General features: G+C 65.2%; 17 protein-coding genes, 3 tRNA genes and 2 pseudogenes. 11 read left to right on the top strand and 11 right to left on the bottom strand.

Annotation, left to right across the window (positions count from 1 at the left end; translation table 11 throughout):
• Positions 1-98: 98 nt before the first annotated feature.
• From AB5Y54_RS02185 to AB5Y54_RS02175, 3 genes are all read left to right on the top strand, one after another.
• Positions 99-1,577: a carboxypeptidase M32 gene (locus AB5Y54_RS02185; RefSeq protein ID WP_185975474.1), complete on the top strand. Its 1,479-nt coding sequence runs from the start codon at positions 99-101 to the stop codon at positions 1,575-1,577.
• Positions 1,578-1,838: 261 nt separating this feature from the next.
• Positions 1,839-3,347, top strand: coding sequence for an AlkA N-terminal domain-containing protein (locus AB5Y54_RS02180; RefSeq protein WP_368153169.1), 1,509 nt, complete (start codon positions 1,839-1,841; stop codon positions 3,345-3,347).
• The gene (locus AB5Y54_RS02175; protein WP_201890686.1) at positions 3,344-3,820 is read left to right on the top strand and encodes a methylated-DNA--[protein]-cysteine S-methyltransferase; all 477 of its coding nucleotides are present in this window, start codon (positions 3,344-3,346) and stop codon (positions 3,818-3,820) included. The genes AB5Y54_RS02180 and AB5Y54_RS02175 overlap by 4 nt, the downstream gene beginning before the upstream one ends.
• 22 nt (positions 3,821-3,842) lie before the next feature.
• Here AB5Y54_RS02175 and AB5Y54_RS02170 read toward each other — a convergent pair whose 3' ends face one another.
• From AB5Y54_RS02170 to AB5Y54_RS02145, 6 genes are all read right to left on the bottom strand, one after another.
• Entirely contained in the window at positions 3,843-4,508 is a 666-nt protein-coding gene (locus AB5Y54_RS02170) for a class I SAM-dependent methyltransferase (RefSeq protein WP_134997538.1), read from the bottom strand.
• A 111-nt stretch (positions 4,509-4,619) separates the two neighbouring features.
• Entirely contained in the window at positions 4,620-4,877 is a 258-nt protein-coding gene (locus AB5Y54_RS02165) for a DUF1272 domain-containing protein (protein WP_010673281.1), read from the bottom strand.
• Between the two features lie 44 nt (positions 4,878-4,921).
• Positions 4,922-5,251 (bottom strand): DHCW motif cupin fold protein, encoded by a 330-nt coding sequence (locus tag AB5Y54_RS02160; RefSeq protein WP_041214635.1) that lies wholly within the window; start codon positions 5,249-5,251, stop codon positions 4,922-4,924.
• A 117-nt stretch (positions 5,252-5,368) separates the two neighbouring features.
• Positions 5,369-7,231: a U32 family peptidase gene (locus AB5Y54_RS02155; RefSeq protein ID WP_201890685.1), complete on the bottom strand. Its 1,863-nt coding sequence runs from the start codon at positions 7,229-7,231 to the stop codon at positions 5,369-5,371.
• Positions 7,232-7,409: 178 nt separating this feature from the next.
• Complete coding sequence (locus AB5Y54_RS02150; RefSeq protein WP_039041052.1) at positions 7,410-8,021, bottom strand: LysE family translocator; 612 nt, start codon at positions 8,019-8,021, stop codon at positions 7,410-7,412.
• A 128-nt stretch (positions 8,022-8,149) separates the two neighbouring features.
• The gene (locus AB5Y54_RS02145; protein ID WP_201984484.1) at positions 8,150-9,103 is read right to left on the bottom strand and encodes a LysR family transcriptional regulator; all 954 of its coding nucleotides are present in this window, start codon (positions 9,101-9,103) and stop codon (positions 8,150-8,152) included.
• A 200-nt stretch (positions 9,104-9,303) separates the two neighbouring features.
• On the opposite strand from AB5Y54_RS02145, the gene AB5Y54_RS02140 reads away from it, so the two are divergent.
• From AB5Y54_RS02140 to AB5Y54_RS02110, 7 genes and pseudogenes are all read left to right on the top strand, one after another.
• Positions 9,304-10,392 carry a ketoacyl-ACP synthase III gene (locus tag AB5Y54_RS02140; RefSeq protein ID WP_201984486.1) on the top strand — a complete coding sequence of 363 codons (1,089 nt, stop codon included), beginning with the start codon at positions 9,304-9,306 and terminating at the stop codon, positions 10,390-10,392.
• Between the two features lie 222 nt (positions 10,393-10,614).
• Positions 10,615-10,699 (top strand) — tRNA-Tyr (locus AB5Y54_RS02135).
• 42 nt (positions 10,700-10,741) lie between these two features.
• Positions 10,742-10,826: transfer RNA gene (locus AB5Y54_RS02130), tRNA-Tyr, on the top strand.
• 31 nt (positions 10,827-10,857) lie between these two features.
• Positions 10,858-10,942: transfer RNA gene (locus tag AB5Y54_RS02125), tRNA-Tyr, on the top strand.
• Between the two features lie 136 nt (positions 10,943-11,078).
• Positions 11,079-11,351, top strand: coding sequence for a hypothetical protein (locus AB5Y54_RS02120; RefSeq protein ID WP_213320572.1), 273 nt, complete (start codon positions 11,079-11,081; stop codon positions 11,349-11,351).
• 113 nt (positions 11,352-11,464) lie between these two features.
• Complete coding sequence (locus AB5Y54_RS02115; protein ID WP_223942878.1) at positions 11,465-12,196, top strand: EAL domain-containing protein; 732 nt, start codon at positions 11,465-11,467, stop codon at positions 12,194-12,196.
• 18 nt (positions 12,197-12,214) lie between these two features.
• A pseudogene (locus AB5Y54_RS02110) lies at positions 12,215-13,583 on the top strand (endonuclease/exonuclease/phosphatase family protein).
• 56 nt (positions 13,584-13,639) lie between these two features.
• Here the strand turns inward: AB5Y54_RS02110 and AB5Y54_RS02105 are convergent.
• From AB5Y54_RS02105 to dsrO, 4 genes and pseudogenes are all read right to left on the bottom strand, one after another.
• Positions 13,640-14,212, bottom strand: a complete 573-nt coding sequence (locus AB5Y54_RS02105) for a molybdopterin dinucleotide binding domain-containing protein (RefSeq protein WP_368153168.1) — start codon at positions 14,210-14,212, stop codon at positions 13,640-13,642.
• The gene (locus AB5Y54_RS02100) at positions 14,212-16,746 is read right to left on the bottom strand and encodes a molybdopterin-dependent oxidoreductase (RefSeq protein WP_368153167.1); all 2,535 of its coding nucleotides are present in this window, start codon (positions 16,744-16,746) and stop codon (positions 14,212-14,214) included. Before AB5Y54_RS02100 ends, AB5Y54_RS02105 begins: the two co-directional genes overlap by 1 nt.
• Positions 16,746-17,571 (bottom strand): annotated as a pseudogene (gene nrfD / locus AB5Y54_RS02095) (NrfD/PsrC family molybdoenzyme membrane anchor subunit). The gene AB5Y54_RS02100 and the pseudogene nrfD overlap by 1 nt, the downstream one beginning before the upstream one ends.
• Complete coding sequence (gene dsrO, locus AB5Y54_RS02090; protein ID WP_201984494.1) at positions 17,561-18,349, bottom strand: sulfate reduction electron transfer complex DsrMKJOP subunit DsrO; 789 nt, start codon at positions 18,347-18,349, stop codon at positions 17,561-17,563. Before dsrO ends, nrfD begins: the two are co-directional and overlap by 11 nt.
• A 220-nt stretch (positions 18,350-18,569) precedes the next feature.
• Between dsrO and AB5Y54_RS02085 the strand changes: the two genes are divergently transcribed.
• On the top strand, positions 18,570-19,085 hold the full coding sequence (locus tag AB5Y54_RS02085) for a PhnD/SsuA/transferrin family substrate-binding protein (RefSeq protein WP_368153166.1): 516 nt from the start codon (positions 18,570-18,572) through the stop codon (positions 19,083-19,085).
• 2 nt (positions 19,086-19,087) lie between these two features.
• Here AB5Y54_RS02085 and AB5Y54_RS02080 read toward each other — a convergent pair whose 3' ends face one another.
• A complete protein-coding gene (locus AB5Y54_RS02080) occupies positions 19,088-20,125 on the bottom strand; it encodes an IS630-like element ISAeme16 family transposase (RefSeq protein WP_041206064.1) in 1,038 nt (345 codons plus the stop codon).
• Positions 20,126-20,241 lie beyond the last annotated feature (116 nt).

The raw sequence follows: 20,241 nt of genomic DNA, 5'->3' as shown, positions 1-20,241 counted from the left end.
GGGTGGCACCAGGGTGGATGGCAGTGCTAGCATCGGGCGGCCCCGATCATGCCAGGTACGGGGTGCATACCATCAGGGACGATAACAAGGACAATCCCATGTCATACCAGAAACTCGAACAACATCAGCAACAACTGCACCGCCTCTCCCACCTCTCCGCCATCTGCGGCTGGGATCAGGCCGCCATGATGCCGGAGGGGGGCAACGAGGCCCGCGCCGAGGCGATGGCGGAGCTTGGCGTGCTGATCCACGGCAAGCGCACCGCCCCCGAGCTTGGGGAGTGGATTGTCAAGGCAGAGAGCGAACCGCTGGACGAGCACCAGCGTGCGAACCTGCGGGAGATCAAGCGCCAGTGGCAGGATGCAAGCCTGCTGCCGGGGGCGCTGGTGGAGGCGCTTTCCCTGGCCGGCAGCAAATGCGAGCACGCCTGGCGTCGCCAGCGCAAGGAGAACGACTGGGCAGGTTTTGCCCCGAACCTCGAGGAGGTGGTGCGGCTGTCGCGGGAGGTGGCTCGCCTGCGCGCCGACGCGCTCGGGGTGCGCCCCTATGACACCATGCTGGCGCTGTACGAGCCCGGCATGACGAGCGCGAGGCTGGATCAGATCTTCGGCGATCTGACGAGCTGGCTGCCCGGCCTCATCCAGACCGTGAGCGAGCGGCAGAAGAGCGACACAATCCTCACCCCGCAAGGCCCGTTCCCGGTTGCGACGCAGCAGGCGCTCGGCCAGGAGGTGATGGGGCTGCTCGGCTTTGATTTTGCCCACGGCAGGCTCGACGTGAGCAGCCACCCGTTCTGTGGCGGCGTGCCGACGGACGTGCGCATCACCACGCGCTACAACGAGCAGGAGTTCGTCTCCAGCCTGATGGGCATCGTCCACGAGACGGGCCACGCACGCTACGAGCAGGGCCTACCGCGCGCACGGCTCGGCCAGCCGGTGGCCGAGGCGCGTTCCATGGGCATTCACGAGAGCCAGAGCCTGTTCTGCGAGATGCAGCTCGGCCATCACCCCGCGTTCCTCGCGCTGATTGCACCGCGCATCCGCGCACATTTCGGCGAGCAGGCCGCGCTCGCACCGGCGAACCTCGAGAAGCTGTACAACAGGGTCGAGCCCGGCTTTATCCGCGTCGATGCGGACGAGGTCACCTACCCGGCCCACGTCATCCTGCGCTACGAGCTGGAGCGGGACCTGATGGAAGGGCGCATCGAGGTCGCGGACATCCCCGAGCTGTGGGATGCCAAGATGCAGCAGTGGCTCGGCTTGTCCACGAAGGGCAATTTCCAGAATGGCTGCATGCAGGACATCCACTGGACGGACGGCTCGTTTGGCTACTTCCCGAGCTACACGCTCGGCGCCATGTACGCGGCGCAGCTGCGCTTTGCACTCGAGCGTGAGCTCGGCGACATGGGCACGCTCGTAGAGTCCGGCCGCCTGCCGGAGATCTTTGGCTGGCTCGGTCGCCATATCTGGTCCCAGGGCAGCCTGCACGGCACGGACGAGCTCATTCGCCGCGCGACCGGTGAGGCACTGAACCCGCAGTGGCTGCGCAAACACCTCGAACAGCGCTATCTGAAATAAGCGAGGTTGAACCCCCTCCCAGCCTCCCCCTTCACAAGGGGGAGGAGCTAACCCCGCCCCCGTTCACAGAGGGGAGCTGTTTGTCCCCTCCCCTTACGAAGGGGAGGGTTAGGGTGGGGTCCTGCCCCCCTTACCTTACAAAGGGAGGACTGGGATTCCTCGGATCGCACTATTTTTGCTATTCCTGTCCGTTTTTGGCTAGTCACCCCTCTCGCCCCCGCTTAGTCTCTGGGACATGCCCACAGCAACCCGAGCCATGCCATGACCACAGCGCCCCCGCATTCATCCCAACGGGACGAGATTATCCCGGGTCTCACCCGGGAGCAGTGCCACGCCGCACGCCTCGCGCGAGACGCGCGTTTCGATGGTCGCTTCTTCACCGGGGTGCTCTCCACCGGCATCTATTGCCGCCCCGTGTGTCCGGCGCGAGCACCGCACGAGCACAATGTGCGCTATTTTCGCTTCGCGGCGGCGGCGGAGCAGCACGGGCTGCGCCCCTGTCTGCGCTGTCGCCCCGAGCTCGCACCGGCTCAGAGCGGCGATCTGCCACCGCTCGTCGCCCAGGTGCTGGCGCGCATCGAGCGCGGCGAGCTGGCGGAGCACAGCCTGGGTTCCCTTGCAACGCAGGCCGGGATCACGGAGCGCACCCTGAGGCGCCAGTTCGAGCAACATCTCGGCGCCTCGCCGAAACAGGTGGAGCAGACGCGCCGCCTGCTGCTTGCGAAACGGCTGCTGACGGAGACGCGCCTGCCCATCACGGACGTGGCGTTTGCCGCAGGCTTTGCAAGCATTCGCCGCTTCAACGACGCCTGGCTGCAGGCGTATGGGATGACACCGGGCGCCCTGCGCAAGCAGGAAGGGGGGACTGGCGAGGCGGCGCCGCAATCGAGCCTGCAACTGCACCTGCTGTATCGCCCGCCGTTCGACGTCCAGGCCATGCTCGCGTTCTACCGGTTGCGCGCCATTCCGGGGCTGGAGCGGGTGGATGAGCACGGTTACGAACGCCGTCACCGGGTCGGCGAGCAGGAGGGGCTCATCCGCATCGAGCCCGTCGAGGGGGAGAGGCTCAGACTCACGGTGCGGGATCTGCCGCCGGGTGCGCTGCCGGACATCCTGTACCGCGTGCGCCACATGTGGGATCTCGACGCCGACATGAGCCGCATCGGCGAACACCTGGGGCAGGATCCGCTGCTCGCCGGCATCCAGGGACGATGGCCCGGGGTGCGGCTGCCGGGGGGGTGGGATGAATACGAGGTGATGCTGCGCGCCATCGTCGGCCAGCAGGTGTCGGTCAAGGGTGCCATCACCATCATGGGGCGCCTGGTGGCGCGCACCCAGGCTCAGTTCGGCACCGCGCAGCTGCCCACCCCGACCCAGCTGTGCGAGCTGGATCTTGACGGCATCGGCATGCCGGGCAGCCGCATCCGCACCCTGCAAGGGCTGGCCTCGGCGCTCGCAAGCGGCGCACTCACCCTCGCCACGGCAAGCGACGAGCAACTGCTCGCGCTGCCGGGCATAGGTCCCTGGACGGTCGCTTACTGGCGGCTGCGCTGCGGGCTCGACACGGATGCCTTCCCCGTCTCGGATCTCGTGCTGCAAAAGGCGCTGGGGGGCGGTGACAAGCTGCCGGTGAAAGAGGTGACAGCGCGCAGCGCCCCCTGGCAGCCGTGGCGCGCCTATGCCGCGAGCTGGCTGTGGCACGCCATGAGTGAACAACCGACGCTGCTCACCCGGCCAACACAGACACAAGACGAGGAGAAGAGCCCATGATCCGCTATGACATGATGCCCACCGACCAGGGCGAACTGCTGGTCGCCATCGACGAGCGCGGCCTGGTCCATGTGGATTTCCTGGCCGGACTGCGGCCGCTGCCCGACATGCGGGACTGGCTGCAGGACGGCGAGGCGCTCGCCCCCTTCCTCGCCGAGTTTCGGGACTACTTCGCGGGCCGGTTGCAGCGCTTCACCCTGCCGCTCGCCCCCAGGGGCACGGCGTTTCAGCAAGCGGTGTGGCAGGCGCTGTGCGACATCCCCTACGGGGAGACCCGCAGCTACGGCGACATCGCCCGCACCATCGGCAAGCCAAACGCGGTGCGGGCGGTGGGTGCCGCGAACGGCCGCAATCCGCTCTCCATCATCATCCCCTGCCACCGGGTGATCGGCCAGAATGGCAGCCTCACCGGCTATGCGGGAGGCCTACCCATCAAGCAGGCACTGCTGACGCTGGAGAGGGCCTCTCGTTGATCCGGCGCCACCCGGCCAAGGCTCACTGCCGCTGCGCCAGCCAGCCGTGAAACCCCAGCGCCTGAAAGAAGCGGTGCGCCGCCGCGAAACCGGCCCCTTGCAAGAGGCGCCGGGTCTGTCCCTCGTCCAGGGAGGTGAAGTCCTCTCCGAGGCGGCGCACCATCTGCTCGCAGGCAGGAAGCGGCAAACCGGCGAGGGCGGCTTGCAACCCCATCGCCTTGCGCTCGAGCGGGTCCGTTGGCGCCATCAGATCCGCCAGCAGCAGGGGAGCGCCAGGATTGAGCTGGCGATAAATATCACCCAATAGCGCGGCTTTGGCATCTTGCGCCAGAAAATGCAGCACCAGCAGACAGAGTGCACCATCGCAAGGCTTATTCACCACAGGCAATGCGCCCAGGTGCCAGCACACCCTCTCCCCCATGCCCGCCTGCTCGGCCCGCATCCTGGCCTGGGCCAGCATGTCCGCCGAGATATCCTGGGCCACAAAGGTCCAGCGGGGGCAGAGACGGCCAAGCAGCAGCAACTCGCTGCCCGTGCCCACCCCCACCAGCAGCACCCGGGCCTGCTGGCCCAGCGCGGCCATCAGCCGGGAGGCACAAAGCTGGTGCAGCAGCTCGTAGCCTGGCACCAGCAGGGGGATGCGGCTGTCATAGGCCTTCGCCCCTTCTCCTTCGAATCGCTCCGTCATCTTTTGCTCCTTTGGTGTGAGCCCCCTTGATAGGGGCTGCCGCCGGGAGAAGGTCAAGAGCCACAGGGGCGAGCCAGTTGCCAGCCCAGCCCTTCCCATGAAGGGAGGGCCCTAGCCCCCCTTGCCCAGCGCCGCTTTCAGAGCCGGATTGAAGACACGCTGGAGGGAGGCGGGATTGTTCACCAGCTTGGCCGCCGGGCGGCGCGGGCGCCTGACCAGCTCGCCGCCACAGTTGGGGCAGGTCAGGTGCAGATACTGATCGTTGCACTCGGCGCAGAAGGTGCACTCGAAGGAGCAGATGTAGGCCGTCGCCGTGTCGGCGGGCAGATCCCGGTCACAGCACTCGCAGTTGGGTCTGAGTTCAAGCATGGCAAGTTCCTGAAGCGCAAGGGGAAAGCGGGAAAGAGGGCGGCTCAGTCGACGATAAAGAGGCGAGCGCCCAGTTCGGTGTAGGAGCGATGGGGTTCGGCGTTGTCCGCCACCTGGTAGCTCATGCCCGGCGTCAGGGTGAAGACGCGGCCATCCTGCAACTCGGTGTGCAGCTCCCCTTCGAGGCAGAGCAGCACATGGCCCTTGCTGCACCAGTGATCCGCCAGATACCCGGGGGAGTACTCCACCATTCGCACCCGCAGCTCCCCGAACTGCCGGGTGTGCCAGCGGGCGACGCCGCGCTCTCCCTTGTGTTCGGTCGGCGGGACCTCGGCCCAGTTCGTGGTGCAAAACGGCAGTGCATGGATGTTCATGACGGATCCTTTGTCAGAAGAAGGCTGGGGGAAGGCGCCTCACCACGGGATATCCGTGACAAGGCCGCGCCCCATACTGCCATCAAATCCGCTCCAGCCCCATGCCCACACGGGCAATCATCCTCTCTTCAGGCTGCCCATCACCTGCATCTCGCAGCGGTGGCAGTCAAAACGCAGGCGGAAACTCTCCTTGCCCATCTTGAGCTCCAGGGGCTCGGCCTTGAGACCGGGCACCTCCTTGGGGCAGAGCTGCTGGCTGTAGCGGATGCAGTGCTTCGTTGTCATCAGCACCACTTCCCGCTCCTCCTTGTTCGCCTCATACGCGGGGGCGATGCTCCCCACCCCGTGTTCGCGAAAGAACTGCTCCGCCGCGCTGTTCAGCACGTTGCCGAGGTAGGAGAGCCGATGCTGGGGATAAACGGCGCCTCGCAGGGGAATGCGCCGCTCGGGTCGCCGGTAGGCAGCCAGACGGGCCGCTTCCAGGGCGGCGATCCCCTCCCGGCGCAAGCCGTTAAGCTGTGAAGCCGCAATAAACAGCGGGCGAGTGAATTCCAACTCAATCTGGCGCGCCACAAACAGGGTGTTGCCGAGTTTGCCGAGCTGCTCCCTGGCCTGTTGCAGCGCCCGTTCCGGGTTGTCGGCCGGCTGCTGGTCGCAGGGGAGCGTGACGGCGGCACCAATGCCCTGCTCGTCCACAAGTTCGAGCCGCAGTCCCTCGTCGCACTCCGATAGCCGCATATCGACCCGGATGCGGCGATCCGCGCTCCCTTTTTCAAGCTGCTTGCTGAAGGCCTGATCGTGGTTGCGAAAGATCTCGGTGCCCACCTTGAGACCGGGCATGGGTTCCGACAGGAGTAACCGCTTGCTCTGTGCCTTCTCTTCCACTTTATTGAGGCGCATCCCCACCAGCTCGCCCCCCGGCTTGAAGAAGCCGAGGCCATCGCCGTTGTTGAGGGCAACGGCCTGGCCGTCGATCTCGATGCCATCGCGGGTCACGCTGGTGACGCGCCCGAGCGGCTCCCCGACGTATTTCGGGCTGCGCGGCGAGTCGATGCCTGGCTGTCGGCCATGGAGGAAGTAGTCGGTGCTGCCCCGGTTGAAACTCTTCTTGGGATCCGGCGTAAAGGTGTAGCTGCAACGACCGGCGGAAGCGGCCACCAGATCGGGGCGGCGCTCCAGGATGGTGTCCAGCTTCTGACGATACCAGGCAGTGACGTTCTTGACGTAGTCGAGCCCCTTGAGGCGCCCTTCAATCTTGAAGGAGCGGATCCCTGCGGCGATCAGCGCCTCCAGATTGTCGGTCTGATCCATGTCTTTCAAGGAGAGCAGGTGGCTGTTTTCCACCAGCACCTCCCCCCCTGGCGTTTGCAGGGAACAGGGCAGCCGACAGAGCTGGGCGCACTCGCCGCGATTCGCGCTGCGGCCGGTGCGGGCGTGGCTGATGTTGCACTGGCCGCTGTAGGAGACACACAGGGCGCCGTGGATGAAGAACTCCAGCTGCACGCTCGTGGCGGCGCTTATCTCGCGGATCTGCGCAAGGGAGAGCTCGCGGGCCAGCACCACCTGGGAGAAGCCCACGTCCTGCAGAAACGTCACCTTTTCCGGGGTGCGGTTGTCGGTCTGGGTGCTGGCGTGCAGCGCGATGGGGGGCAAATCGAGCGCTAGCAGCCCCATGTCCTGCACGATCAGCGCATCGGCGCCCGCCTGGTAGATCTGGTGGGTCAGGCGCCGGGCCTGCTCCAGCTCGTGGTCGTGCAGCAGGGTATTGAAGGCGACGAAGACCTGGGCGCCGAAGCGGTGGGCATGGCGGGCCAGGGCCTCGATGTCCTCGAGGCTGTTGCCCGCTGCGCTGCGGGCACCGAAGGCGGGGCCCCCCATGTAGACGGCATCGGCGCCGTGGTTGATGGCCTCGATGCCATAGGCGAGGTTCTTGGCCGGGGCCAGCAACTCCAGGCGGTTGTGATGGTTCTGATCGCGCATAACGTCCGGTTCGAAGGGCTGCAAATGGCCGCCACTCTAGCCAGACTCCCCGCCCCCCGCCTTGATCCCGCTTAAGATCACCGCAGAATGCAGGATTGACCCGGTACAAGAACGTCTGGCTGCCCCCTCATCCCCCGGCCCTGAGAGAGTGCCAACTACGCTGGCACCCGACGCGGAGCTAGATCACGACCTTGAGGGCCAGCCCCAGCAGCACCAGGCCGCTCACCTTGTCGATCACGGTGGATTTGGCCTTGAGCCAGGCGAGTACGGGCCCGCGAGAGAGTACCAGGGCCACCAGCACATACCAGAGCGCATCGATGCCGCCTGCGGTCAGCATCATGATGCCCCCCTCACGCCAGCCGGTGTCGGCATGCACGAACTGGCTGAACAGGGCGATAAAGAAGATGGCGAGCTGGGGGTTCAAGAAGGCCACCATAAAGCCCTCGAACGCCCCCTGACGTCCCCGTGGCGGGTGCCCCTCCTCCTTGCCCGCCTCACCCCCTGCGGGCCTGGCCAGCAACGCCTTGATCCCGAGCCAGGCGAGGAACGCCGCGCCGCCGTAGCGGATGAGATCGAACAGCAGCGGGGTCTGGGTGATCAGGATGGCGAGGCCGAGGGCCGTGATCAGCGCATAGATGCCGACTCCCAGGCCGTGTCCCAGCGCCGTGGCGACCCCGTGGCCCTGCCCTCCCTGCACCGTATTGCGGATGATCAGTGCCAGGCTCGGCCCCGGGCTGATGGCCCCCATCACGCAAATGGCGGCCAGCGCCAGCCAACTCGTCAGCTCCATACCTTCTCTTCCTTCGTGTCGATTGTTGTCACCCGGGATCAGGGTAGGGGGTGGCTCGCTATGCCAGAAGTGAAAGTTATGAATAGAGTCCATAGCCAGTGGCTATAGAGTGGCACAACCCGCTGCCATCAGCGGCTCACCTGCGGCCCTCGGGCCAACTGCTTGCGACTCTCCCCCAGGGTGAATTGCAGGTGATCCCGCAGGAAGGGATAGGCCAGCTCGCGGAACCAGCGGTGAGCCGGATCCAGGTGGTGGCGCTGGTGCCACAGCAGATGATACTGCTGGACCCGGGTGGCGAAGGGGAGATCGCAAAAACTCAGGGCATGTTCCCGGGAGAGCTGCCAGGCGATATGGGCCGGGGTGGTCATCAGACAGTCTGTGCGCAGCAGCACCTCCACCGCGGCCTGGAAGAAGGGCACCCGGGCAAACCAGCGGCGGGAGAGCCCGCGGGGGGCCAGCACCTGCTCCACCGGGCTGTCCTTGTCCCCGCCCCCGCTCACCTGCAGGTGGGGCCATGCAAGGTAATCCTCCAGGCTGAGCGCCATGCCAGAAAGCGGGTGATGGCGCCCCATCAGCACCACCAGCCTGTCCTCCCCCTGATGCAGGCCGCGGATATGGTCCGGCACCAGCTCCGTGATGGTGGAGACCATGTCCAGCTCCGATTGCCAGAGCTGGGGCAACTGGCGCTTGTCCCACAGGCTGTACTCCAGCGCCGCTCGGGGGGCGGCCCTCGCCAGGGCCGCACAGATATCCGGCAGGATGTGCTGGGCCACGTAGTCGGAGGAGGCGAGCCGAAACACCCGCTCGCAGCGCTCGGGGGCAAATTCCGGCGCCTCGTAGAGCCGCTCCAGGGCCCCGAGGGAATCGGCAAGCTGGGCCGCCAGGGCCTCAGCCCGCGGGGTCAGCAGCCAGCGCTGCCCTTCCCGCACCAGCAGCTCGTCGCCAAACTCGCTGCGAAGCTGGCCGAGCTGCTTGCTGATGGAGGGCTGGCTCAGGTTAAGCAGCTCCGCCGCCCGGCTGATGTTGCGGGTCTCCAGCAGCACCTTGAGGGTGGGCAAGAGATTGAGATTCGCTTTGTGCACAGGAGTCACCTCGGGAAGGGGCCGCCGGGATCGGGCCTTCATCTTACGGCAAGGAGAAGCGGAAATTTAAGCAAAATCACGGTCTTGCTCCCGCCACTCCCCTTACACTGGGGGGACCGCAGGATGACAGTGAACGCCCCGTGCGGCATAATTTCGCCACTTTCCGCCCCAGGGCGGCCATCACGACAAGCGACGACAAGATGACATACGCCACTATCACCGGGTGGGGAAAATGCCTGCCCCCCGCCTCGCTGACCAACGATGACCTCGGCACCATCATGGATACCTCGGACGAGTGGATCTACCCGCGCACCGGCATCAAGGCCCGCCGGGTCTCCCATGTCAGCACCCAGGCGCTCGCCACCCTGGCCGCCCGTCGCGCCCTGGCGTGCGCAGGTCTGGACGCCGCCGCCCTCGATGGCATCATCCTCGCGACCGCCACACCGGGCACGCTGGTCCCCAATGGTGCCTCCGCCGTGCAGCAGGCCCTCGGCGCCCACAAGGCAGCGGTGTTCGACCTCAACGCCGCCTGCACCGGCTTCGTCTATGCCCTCTCGGTCGCCACCTCCCTGGTGCAGACCGGCATGATGCAAAGGGTGCTGGTGATCGGTGCCGAGCGATTGACCCAGTTGCTGGACTGGGCCAAGCGCGACACCGCCGTGCTGTTCGGAGATGGCGCCGGCGCCGTCATCATCGAGGCGAGCGAGCAGGAGAGCGGCCTGATTGCCAGCAAGCTCGGTTGTGACAGCGAAGCGCGGGAGATACTGCACGTGCCGAACTTCGGTACGGATCGGGTGCGTTTCGACGACATTGACGGCCTCTTCACCTTCAACTTCGAGGGGCAGGAGATCTTCAAGCGCGCCGTGCGCGGCATGGGCGAAGCCACCGGCACCGTACTGGCCCAGGCGGGCATTGCCCCCGAGCAGGTCGACCTCATCGTGCCGCACCAGGCGAACGTGCGCATCATCGAGACCCTGGCCAAGCGGATGAACGCCCCCATGGAGAAGGTGATGGTCAACATAGAGCAGTACGGCAACACCTCCGCCGCCACCGTGCCCATCGCCCTGTGCGAGGCGCTGGAGCAGGGTCGGGTCAAGCCGAACAGCTACCTGCTGACCGCCGCCTTCGGGGCCGGGCTGACCTGGGGCGCCGCCCTCATCAAATGGGGAGATCGCGTCACCCCGATCGCGAATTGCGACGAGGTGCTGCCCCCCTGCGAGCAGAGCGCCCTCGAACTCATCGCCCATGCGGTGCAGGGTTGCCAGCAGGCCCGCCCCGCCGACGCCTGAGCGAGCGCCCGCTCCCCATGATCCGCCAGGAGCCCCGGGGCTCCTGGCTGCCAGCCCCCTACGCCCCCTCGCCGTTTCGGCAGCGACATAAAAGTCATTGAAAAGTGTGAATTTTGAGCGAAACATATCAAAAAATGACCACTTGACACTTTTTTGTCGTCAGAATGCGGCCAAGGGGTTCACAACCTTGCCGGATCTGGTACTATGCGGCCTCGCACTTGGGGAGGGGTTCCCGAGCGGCCAAAGGGATCAGACTGTAAATCTGACGGCTCTGCCTTCGAAGGTTCGAATCCTTCTCCCTCCACCATTCAAGTGCGTCAAGTAAGTAAAAATCAGGAAAATACCCCGTGGAGGGGTTCCCGAGCGGCCAAAGGGATCAGACTGTAAATCTGACGGCTCTGCCTTCGAAGGTTCGAATCCTTCTCCCTCCACCATCTTCCTGAACACAATATGCAATGCCCCTGTGGAGGGGTTCCCGAGCGGCCAAAGGGATCAGACTGTAAATCTGACGGCTCTGCCTTCGAAGGTTCGAATCCTTCTCCCTCCACCATCCTTCAGACAACCCGGCCTCGCGCCGGGTTTTCGCTTTTCTGGATAGAATCCACATGGCGCTGTCAGATCTGACAATTGCCCTCCCCGCACTTTTTAGAAACAGTGGAGCCTCATGTCGCAAGGAGTGCACACAGATGTTTGAAATCTGGGATGAAACGGGTCGCGAGCACGGGCTGACACTGCCCGAGCTGCAACTGCGGCTGCAGGATTACCAGGGAGACGTGATGGTGCGCTACCTCAACCGCCTCGGCCTGCCGAGCACCCTCTTCCTGACCATCCGTCAGGGATGCGCCTATCAGCGCTTCAAGGCGGGCTCCCCCATGCTCGACTGGTCCTGGCTTGCCCAGGCCATGCACGTAGCTCCCCTGGTTGGCGCCGAACCTGCACAGGGCCATGCTCTTCCCTGACCCCCTCTCATCCTGCCCACACCCAAACAGGGCCCATTATCAGACTATTCCTACAACCTCCGTTTAGACCCTCCCTGTATGATGCGTAACCATGTTCCCGTCAGGTGAAGGCCATGTTTGCGTTCAAAGAAGAGTATCCCGTGAGTGCCATGGTCAGCATGGCGGATATCGTCGTCCCCTTTTATCAGCCCATCATCGGCCAGGATCGTCAGGTCAAGGGGTATGAGGTGCTGGCCAGGCGTTGGGATGCCGGCAACCAGGATTATCAGAGCATCGATTTTGCCGCCCTCGGCGAGGATGATGCCCTGCACCTCGATATCGTCATGCTCAGGGCCATCATGCGCGATCTGCCCGTGCTCGCCCAAAAAGGCCCCTATGCACTCTCCATCAACCTCAATCCGGCGCTCTCCAGCCCCACCTACCGCAATCTGCTGTTGCTGGTGCTGCTCCAGGCCCGCAAGCTGGGGATCGACATCTGGTTCGAGGTGCTGGAGCACGTCAGGATCAAACACCAGCACAGGGAGATGATCGAGGTGTTGCGGGCCCATGGCGCCCACATCGCCTGTGGCGACTTCGGCTCCCTGGCGTGCAATTTCCAGCGCCTGATGATGCTCCCCTACGAGATCGTGAAGCTGGATCGCTCCCTGCTGCTTCAGGCTACGCGCAGTAGCCACGCCCTCAACATGCTGACGGGGCTGGTGAAATACCTGCAACGACTCGGCATGGCCGTGGTGTGCGAGGGGGTGGAGACCCAGGTCCATATCGAGGTGGCGAACCGGCTGGGCTGCGACTACCAGCAGGGCTACGCCTACGCCATTCCCTCCCCTCTCTCCCGCTGGGCCTGAGCGGAGCGCTTGCGCGTCATGGGGAAACCCGGTCACCTTTCCCATAAAATCCGGCAGGGTGCTGCCATTTTCCTGCCAAAGATGGCAGGCTGTCCCGGCCACACTGACGCCGAGGCCCGCCATGGTTCGCTTTGCCACCTTCAATCTCGCCTTCGATCGCACTGCACCCGGCATGCTGGGGGAAGAGCTCGCCCTGACCCGCACCGAGCAGGATGCCCTGCTGGCCCGCCTCGCCGACGGCACCTTGAGCGGCGCCCAGAAGACCAAGGCCCTCGACGTGCAGCAGATCCGCAACATTGCCGAAATCATCCAGCGTACCCGGCCGGACGTGTTGCTGCTGAGCGAATTCGACAATGACGGCAAGGGCAGCGACACCACGGACCTCAACGCCCTCAACGACAACTACCTGGCCCACGCCCAGCACGACGAAGTGAAGGCCATCAGCTACCCGGTGCTGCAGAACTTTGCCACCAACACCGGCCTGATGAGCGGCCATGACCTCAACCTGGACGGCAAGGTCAACAACGGGCCGGACGACGCCTGGGGCTTTGGCAACTACCACGGCCAGTACGCCTTCGCCGTGATGTCCCAGTACCCCATCGATACCAAGCAGATCCGCACCTTCCAGACATTCAAGTGGAAGGAGATGCCGGGCGAAACGAACCCGGTCATCGACGACTGCAACAATGCCAAGGCGCCGATCCCGGCCGGCCGCCAGTGCGGCGATGCCTGGTATGACGACGCCGCCTGGCAGTCCTTCCCGCTCTCGTCCAAGAACCACGCCGACGTGCCGGTGCGCATCAAGCGTGGCAACAAGGAGGAGGTGATCCACTTCCTTATCTCCCACCCGACTCCGCCCATCTTCGGCAACGCGGCGCGCCACAACGTCAAGCACAACCGGGCCGAAGTCGCCTTCTGGCAGGATTACGTGGAGACCGCCAGCTACATGGTGGATGACGCCGGCAAGGTCGGTGGCCTGCCCGAGGGCGCCAAGTTCGTCATCGCCGGCGATCTCAACGCCGATCCCCAGATTGGCGATGGGGATCTCACCGCCATTCAGGCGCTGCACAACCATGTGCTGGTCAACCAGGCCGTCACCAACGGCGCCCTGATCCCGGTCAGCCAGGGCGGCCCCGAGTGCCTCGCCAGCCAGCCGGATCAGTGCAAGCGCAACAATAACCGCCCCACCCCGGAGCGCATCACCAGCAGCAGCGGCCTGCAGCTCGACCACGTGCTGCCCTCCGCCAACCTGAACGCGGTCGCCTCCGGCGTGTTCTGGCCAGCCAGCTTCGAGCCGGGCTACCACCTGGTGTATGACGCCAAGTTCGGCATCGCCAAGGGAGTCAGCTCGGATCACCGCCTGGTGTGGGTCGACGTCACACTGTGACAGTGACGCAGAGCAGATAAGCAACGGGGCCCGCAGGCCCCGTTTTCATTGGTTTGTCATACCAGCTTCTCCACCCGGGCCGGCAGCCCCTGGCGGGCCGACGAGCCGATGGCCCAGTCCACCAGGGGATAGCGGCCATGGCGGCTGGGATCCAGCACCGCCAAGTCATTCAGATTGACCCCGGCTCCGCGCAGCGGATTGGCGACCACTTTCTGGCCGTCTATCCAGTGTTCCCGCGCCCCCAGCTCCTTGTGGCCGAAGCCGTGTTCGATGGCGATGGCATCGGCCTGCACCCCGGCCACGCACTCGGCCACCCCGATCACGCTCCCATCCGGGGTGCTGACCCGCACCCTGTCCCCGCTCTCGATGCCCAGCTGCGCCGCCGTCTGCACATTGAGCCGCACCCGGTTGCTGGGGTTCACCTGGCGCAGGCGATCCGAGCCGATGCTCATGGAGCTCATGGTGTGGGACTTGTAGCTGGTGAGCAGCAGCGGCCACTGGGCCGGCTTGAACGCCTCATTGAGCGGCGTGCCGTCCGCCAGCTGGGGACGGAAAAAGCGCGGGGTACCGCTCAGGAACTGCCCGCTCTGGCTGTGGCGGCGGCTGCCCACCTCGGGGTTCCACACCATCAGCGGCTTGGGCCAGCGCTTGCTTGGCTGACCCGCTTCGTCGCGCCCCTTGGCCGCCGGCTCGAAGCGCCCGCCACGGGCGAAGAGATAGGCGGCGCGGCCCGCCTCCTCCGCCTCAGGGTGGCGTTCAGCACCGGCAGGATCCGCTCCACCCCGGACCAGGCGAGATCCTCAGGCCCGATAGGAGGCACCGGCTCGCCGAGATAGGCGACGTTGGCCGCCCCGTAGAGGGAGAAGTCCGCCGCCTTATGCAGGGCATGCAACTTGCCGTCCGCCCCTTTGAGCGCCCCCTCGCCAAAACCCGGCAGCCCCAGCCGTTTGGCCACCGCGATAAAGAAGGACTCCATGCAGACCGGATCTCCCTCGGCGGTCTTGGCGACACGGGGCTCCACGATGGGCCAGCGGCCGGTGGAGACCTTGGTCATCACCCCGTGCCAGGCGGTGGCCCAGCCCCAGGACTCATAGGTCAGGGTATCAGGCACTATGTAGTCCGACAGCGCCGACGACTCGTTGATGAAGCTGTCGATGCTGACCACAAGGGGCAGCACGGCAGGGTCCTTGAGCTCTTCGCCGATGGCCTTGCTGAGCCCGGCCTGACCGTAGAGGGGGTTGCCCATGTGGTTGATCCAGGCCTTGAGTCGGTAGGGGTAACCGTTCACCGCCGCGGTCAGGTGTTCGCCAAGCAGGGGGCCGGAGATGGGGAACCAGGGCTCTTGCGCCGGATAGGGATTCTGACCCGCCTCGCGCTTGCGCCGATATTCGGAAGTTTTCTCGTAGGGGAACTTGGATCGCGACAGGAAGACCCCGGCGGGTTTGACCATGCCGGGGAAGCTCGCCAGATCGTAGCGCGGCCCCGCCCCGAAGGGATCGAACTTGCCGCCGCTCGCCACGGCGCCGCCCCGGGCATTGAGGTTGCCGATCATGACGTTGAGCATCATGATGGCCCAGGCCGAGTAAAAGCCGTTGGCGCTCATGGTGCCGCCGTGGGAGACCACTGCCGCCCGGGTGCCGTGGCTGGTGAACTCCCGCGCCAGTGCCTCGATATCGCTCACCGGCACGGCGCACTCGGCGCTGTATTGCGCGAGGGAGTGCTCGCGGCACGCCTCGGCCAGCAGCTGGAAGCTGCTCTTCACCATCAGTTCCCCCTTGGGGCCCTGAATGGTGCGAGCCACCCAGAGGTTGGCCCGCTCACACTGGCCGGCGGGTCTCGGCTCGCCGCTGCCCACCTCCTCTACCAGCATGGCATCTCCCTCTCCATAGACTTCCCCCTCAAAGGGCAAGCCAAGATCGCTGGCCCGCAGCATCTGGCCGAAGCGCGGATGCCCCTCGTCGCAGAGCACCAGATGGCTGGCGTTGCAAAAACCGCGATAGCCGGCCCGCTCGGCAGCGGCAGCATGGGGGGCCGTCAGGAAAGGCTCGGCGTAGCGTTGGTTGTCGATGATCCAGCGCAGCATGGCCATGGCCAGCGCCGAGTCGGTGGCAGGGCGGATGGGCAGCCAGCGGTTAGCGGGGGCGGAGGGCATGTTCACCGTGTTGGGCAGGCTGGGGGCCACCACCACGTAGGAGAACGGCTTGCCCGGTCGCGCCCGGTTCGCCGCCAGCTGGCGGGACTGGCGCTTGAAGGGGTTGCCCGATTGCTGGGGCGAGGTGCCCATAAACAGCAGGAAGTCGCTCTCGTCCCAGTCCGGCTTGAGGTGGGCGTTCTTCTCCAGATCGTCCAGCAGGGCGCCGGCCCCGACCCGGAACGACAGGCCGCAATAAGCGCCGTGATTGGCAAAGTTGCGGGTGCCGAAGCTGTTGAAGGTGAAGCGCTTGATGAAGTGATCCCGCCCCTCGTCCGAGGCGTTGCTCACCAGTAGCTGGTTGGCCCTGGGGCCGTACTCCGGGTTGGCCGGGTCGAGCGGCTCGACGAGGTTGCGAATGGCCCGCAGCCCCTCAACCTGGCCCTCGCCGAACAGATCACCCCCCTCCACCACCTCGGCCACCAGCTGCTCGAAGGGGATGCTCTGCCAGCGACCGCTGCCACGGGGCCCCACCCGCTTGAGACAACGGGTGACCCGCTGCGGGCTGTCGAGCTGCTCGAGCATGGCGTTGCCCCGGGCGCAGGCGGTGGAGCGCCCGTCCAGCCCCCCTTCCTGGTAGCCACTGGTAGCGAGCAGCGCCTGCTTGACCGGGGTCTTGAAGTCGATGTGATGGCGGGCGGAGAGAGGGTGATAGGGGTTGCCCAGGATCCGCACTATCTGGTCGCGCTCGTTGTCGATGCGAGCCCGCACTCCACACAGGGTCCAGCAGCCGAGGCACATGGTGTTGGCAACCCGCTGGGCCGGGTTGGGGTGCAACTCCCCCCGCTCGTCAACCCGGTACTCCACGGCCAGCGAGTTGCCATGGATGGGATCCCGGGTCGGCTGGCCCGAGCTGCCGGTGGCAAGGCCGCTCGCCACCTGCTTGAGGGTGTCGCTGTAACCGGCGACGAACAATCCGGTGCCGCCGGCGATGGCGGCGCCCTTGAGAAACTTGCGTTTGCTGTGATCCATCAGAGTGCCTCGCGTGCAAAAGGAGTGGATGCCTTGATGGCGGGGGAAACAGAGGGGCGCACCAGCTCCGAGAGGGCCACCAGCAGGGCCAGCAGCAGACCGAAGGTGCCGAGAATGCCGAGCACACCGGCCGGGCCCCAGGCGATTTCATAGAGGTAGACGCCGGCCCCGTACTTGGGTGCGAGCTGCCCCTGGATCAGCACCAGCCAGCGCAGGCCCCACACCAGGTGCAGCCCCAGCAGCGCCAGCCCCCAGCACGGCGCTCAGGGTCAGCAGCCAGGGCAACCAGGGGGTATGCCAGAGCGGGCGCGCCGCCACCGCCATGGTCTCGAGCCCGGTGTAGAGGGCGATGCTGAGCCCGCTCACGGCCGCCAGCAGGGAGAGAGGCCGCTGCCAGGATTTCCCCGACCAGCTTCCCAGGCAGAGCAGCCGGGCAAGGCGGGCTATGTTGTCCCCTTCTGCACCGCGCCGGGCCAGGGCAGGCCTTAGCAGCAGCCAGCCGAGCAGCATGGAGAGCAGGCTGAACAGCGGCAGCAGATAGGCGCCATACCACATGACGGAGCCAAAGCGCGTCTGGGCGTAGAAGTGCCAGGCCCGGGCCGGCTGGTGCAGATCCGCGGTCAGGGCAATGGGGGCCACCAGGCCGGCCGCCACCATCAGCACCGCCGCCAGGGTCTGCAGCCGCGGGTCCGGCGCTTTGCGCCACAGCTCAGACGCGCCGAGCCAGAGGGCCCCGTAGGCGAGGCCGATGAGAAAGAAATATTGCACCGCCCAGGGCAGCCAGGTGATGGGCTGAGCCGGGGCCAGCAGTTCGTTAATGACCATGGGCTATCTCCTTGCCATCGTCGGTGAGCAGGGTGCGCAGGGCCGGGTTGCCGTCGACCTTGCTGACGAAGGCCTCGTCCATGCCGAGATAAAAGACCCGCGGCTGGGTATTGGCCTCCGGCTTGAGCACCTTGAGCGCCGGCTCGTGTTCGCGCAGCAAGCGGCTTATCAGGCTCTTGGGGTCGTTCAAATCCCCTATGATGCGCGCCTCGCCGACACAGCTCTCGACGCAGGCGGGCAAGAGCCCCGCCTCCAGCCGATGGGCGCAGAAGGTGCACTTGTCGGCGGTGTTGGTCTCGTGGTTGATGAAGCGGGCGTCATAGGGGCAGGCCTGCACGCAGTAGCCACAGCCGACGCACCAGTCGTTGTTGACCACGACTATGCCGTCGTCGCGCTGGAAGGTGGCGCCGGTGGGGCAGACATCGAGGCAGGCGGGTTCGGCGCAGTGGTTGCAGAGCCTTGGCAGCATCAAGAGGGAGGCGGGAGCCTCGAGGGCGGCCACGTCGCTCACCTCGTACTGGCTTACCGTGGTGCGAAACTGGCCGAGGGGAGGCTGGTTTTCGATGGTGCAGGCCACGGTGCAGGCCTGACAGCCGACGCAGCGGCGCAGGTCGATCAGCATGCCGTAACGCTTGCGCCCGTCCCCCCGGCTGATGGCCGCCCGCCCGTTGCGGGGAGCGGGAACGGACTGCGCCTGAACCTGGGTGACGGGGATCAGGGCCGCCCCTGCGGTGAGGGCGGCGATCCCGGATAACAATCGACGCTTGCTGGGCTCCATGGCGTCTTTCCTTCTGCTGAGCTGCTTGAAAGGGGTTGGGCCGATTGTCCTCAACGCAGGAAGTCGCCTCTATTGTGGTTTTCCACATACCGGGAGCCGGGTTGATCCAGCGCAATAAAAAATGCCCCAGCCCTGCTGAACTGTGACAGGGGCGGCGTTTGCTCCCCCTCCCGGCCCCCGTTCGCGTGCAAGCGCGCGCCCCAGTGATAGACTGCCCCCTTTGCACCGAGAGGAGAGCCCCCTGCACGCCCCAGTCCCCTTGCCCCTGCTCAGCCTGCTGCTCTGGCTCGCCCTGTCAGCCCTGCCGCTGCGGGTGCAGGCCGCCCCAACCCCCTCTTCGCCAGCGTCAGTCCGACAGGAATCCGCACCATCCCAGGCCACCCCGGTGCAGGCCATGGCCGAGCCGATACGCATCGGCGTGCTGGCGACCCGCGGCCCGGCCCTGGCCAGAGCCCAGTGGCAACCGCTGTTGCGCTGGCTGGCACTGCGCGTGCCCGGCCATCGCTTCGTGCTGCATCCGCTGGGGCTCGATGAACTGGCCGAGGCCGTCGCCCGCGAGCACCTCGATTTCGTCATCACCAACCCGGGCCAGTCGGTGAGCCTGGCGCGCCAGTATCCGCTGGCCTGGCTCGCCACCCTCAAGAGTCCGGCCGGGGGAGACAACCTCGCCATCGGCGCCGCCCTGGTGGTGCCTGCCCAGGCCCCCTACCAACACTGGCGTGACCTAAATAGCTGATCCTAATTTCGCTCCAGTTGCATAAGCCCATGTCCATTACCGGGGAACGGGGCGGCATGATCCAGGAAGTAGAACACGCGACGTAATAACTCACCCAATGTGCGGCATTGGTGGTTCCGGGTGATCGTTTCATGGAGGGCATGCCACAGCCGCTCAATCTGGTTCACCCATGGCGAATACACCGGCTGAAAAAGCACGATGAACTTCGGATTTTTTGCCAGCCATCGCTGTGCTTTTTTGCTCTTGTGGATGATGTAGTTATCCAGGATCAGCGTGATGCTCTTGGCGCGCCGATAAGTCCGCTTTAGTGTTTGGAGCAGTGACAAGAACAAGTCCGTGTCTTTGCTATCGCTCGCCACATAGGTCACGTTACCTGTTCCGGCATGCAGGGCGCCAGCGAGGTAATGTTTGCGATTCTGGCCCGGAGTTGCCACTTTCTTCTGCTTCCCTCGCATCATCCAGTCCGCCCCCAGCTTGGGATTTAGGTGGATATCCACCTCATCTTCATAGAACACGGGATGGTCCGCACTGCAGCGTCCCAAGGCCTCATTGATAGCGGCCATTTTCCGCTCTTTATGGGGATCGCGGATGTGCAAAGTGGGCGCGGCCCGGCGCCAGACAATCCCTAGCCTGGGCAGCCATCGCCGTATTGTTGAAGCATGCAATGTCAGGCGCCAACTCCGTTTGAGTTCAAGCGCCATCAGTTCGGTACTCCAACGCGAGCGCTGATATCCGAGCTCCTGTGGAGACAACTGGATCAACAGCTGTAATAGACCCGAGATGTGAGCAAATGGCAGCACCGGCTTGCGCCCCCGAGGCTCGCTTTCAAGCCCCTCCAGACCGTACAAGGTGTACCAGTTCACCCAGCGATTGATCGATGACCGGGCGGCGGCTGTGAGCCGAGAAACAGCCGAGACACTGTGCCCGTCAGCAAGGAGCAAGATGGCGTTGAGCCTCCGGCAGAGATCTTTATCTTTGGTCCGGTGCATCTTGTTGATGATCCGGCGTCGCTCATCATGGTCGGGGAGTGTTAGTATCATTTCGGGCTCGGCTCGTTTGTCGTTTGATTGGTTTGGCGATTAATCAGATCGCACAAACGACGCCGAGTTCCCTTCTTTCCCGGATAAGTGATCTACATTTCGGAACGGTTATTTAG

It is taken from the genome of Aeromonas sp. s9 (assembly GCF_040907765.1).
In the GTDB taxonomy this organism is placed as follows: domain Bacteria; phylum Pseudomonadota; class Gammaproteobacteria; order Enterobacterales; family Aeromonadaceae; genus Aeromonas; species Aeromonas caviae.
Note: the sequence above shows the minus strand (reverse complement) of the source record. Positions and strands in the feature narration are given on the sequence as shown.

Bases quoted from the DNA above. Each gene is read 5' to 3' on its own strand.
- AB5Y54_RS02175 (WP_201890686.1), top strand. From the start codon at position 3,344: ATGATCCGCTATGACATGATGCCCACCGACCAGGGCGAACTGCTGGTC.
- AB5Y54_RS02170 (WP_134997538.1), bottom strand. From the start codon at position 4,508: ATGACGGAGCGATTCGAAGGAGAAGGGGCGAAGGCCTATGACAGCCGC.
- AB5Y54_RS02080 (WP_041206064.1), bottom strand. From the start codon at position 20,125: ATGATACTAACACTCCCCGACCATGATGAGCGACGCCGGATCATCAAC.
- AB5Y54_RS02150 (WP_039041052.1), bottom strand. From the start codon at position 8,021: ATGGAGCTGACGAGTTGGCTGGCGCTGGCCGCCATTTGCGTGATGGGG.
- AB5Y54_RS02140 (WP_201984486.1), top strand. From the start codon at position 9,304: ATGACATACGCCACTATCACCGGGTGGGGAAAATGCCTGCCCCCCGCC.
- AB5Y54_RS02115 (WP_223942878.1), top strand. From the start codon at position 11,465: ATGTTTGCGTTCAAAGAAGAGTATCCCGTGAGTGCCATGGTCAGCATG.
- AB5Y54_RS02120 (WP_213320572.1), top strand. From the start codon at position 11,079: ATGTTTGAAATCTGGGATGAAACGGGTCGCGAGCACGGGCTGACACTG.
- AB5Y54_RS02105 (WP_368153168.1), bottom strand. From the start codon at position 14,212: ATGGTGTGGAACCCCGAGGTGGGCAGCCGCCGCCACAGCCAGAGCGGG.
- AB5Y54_RS02165 (WP_010673281.1), bottom strand. From the start codon at position 4,877: ATGCTTGAACTCAGACCCAACTGCGAGTGCTGTGACCGGGATCTGCCC.
- AB5Y54_RS02160 (WP_041214635.1), bottom strand. From the start codon at position 5,251: ATGAACATCCATGCACTGCCGTTTTGCACCACGAACTGGGCCGAGGTC.
- dsrO (WP_201984494.1), bottom strand. From the start codon at position 18,349: ATGGAGCCCAGCAAGCGTCGATTGTTATCCGGGATCGCCGCCCTCACC.
- AB5Y54_RS02185 (WP_185975474.1), top strand. From the start codon at position 99: ATGTCATACCAGAAACTCGAACAACATCAGCAACAACTGCACCGCCTC.
- AB5Y54_RS02100 (WP_368153167.1), bottom strand. From the start codon at position 16,746: ATGGATCACAGCAAACGCAAGTTTCTCAAGGGCGCCGCCATCGCCGGC.
- AB5Y54_RS02180 (WP_368153169.1), top strand. From the start codon at position 1,839: ATGACCACAGCGCCCCCGCATTCATCCCAACGGGACGAGATTATCCCG.
- AB5Y54_RS02155 (WP_201890685.1), bottom strand. From the start codon at position 7,231: ATGCGCGATCAGAACCATCACAACCGCCTGGAGTTGCTGGCCCCGGCC.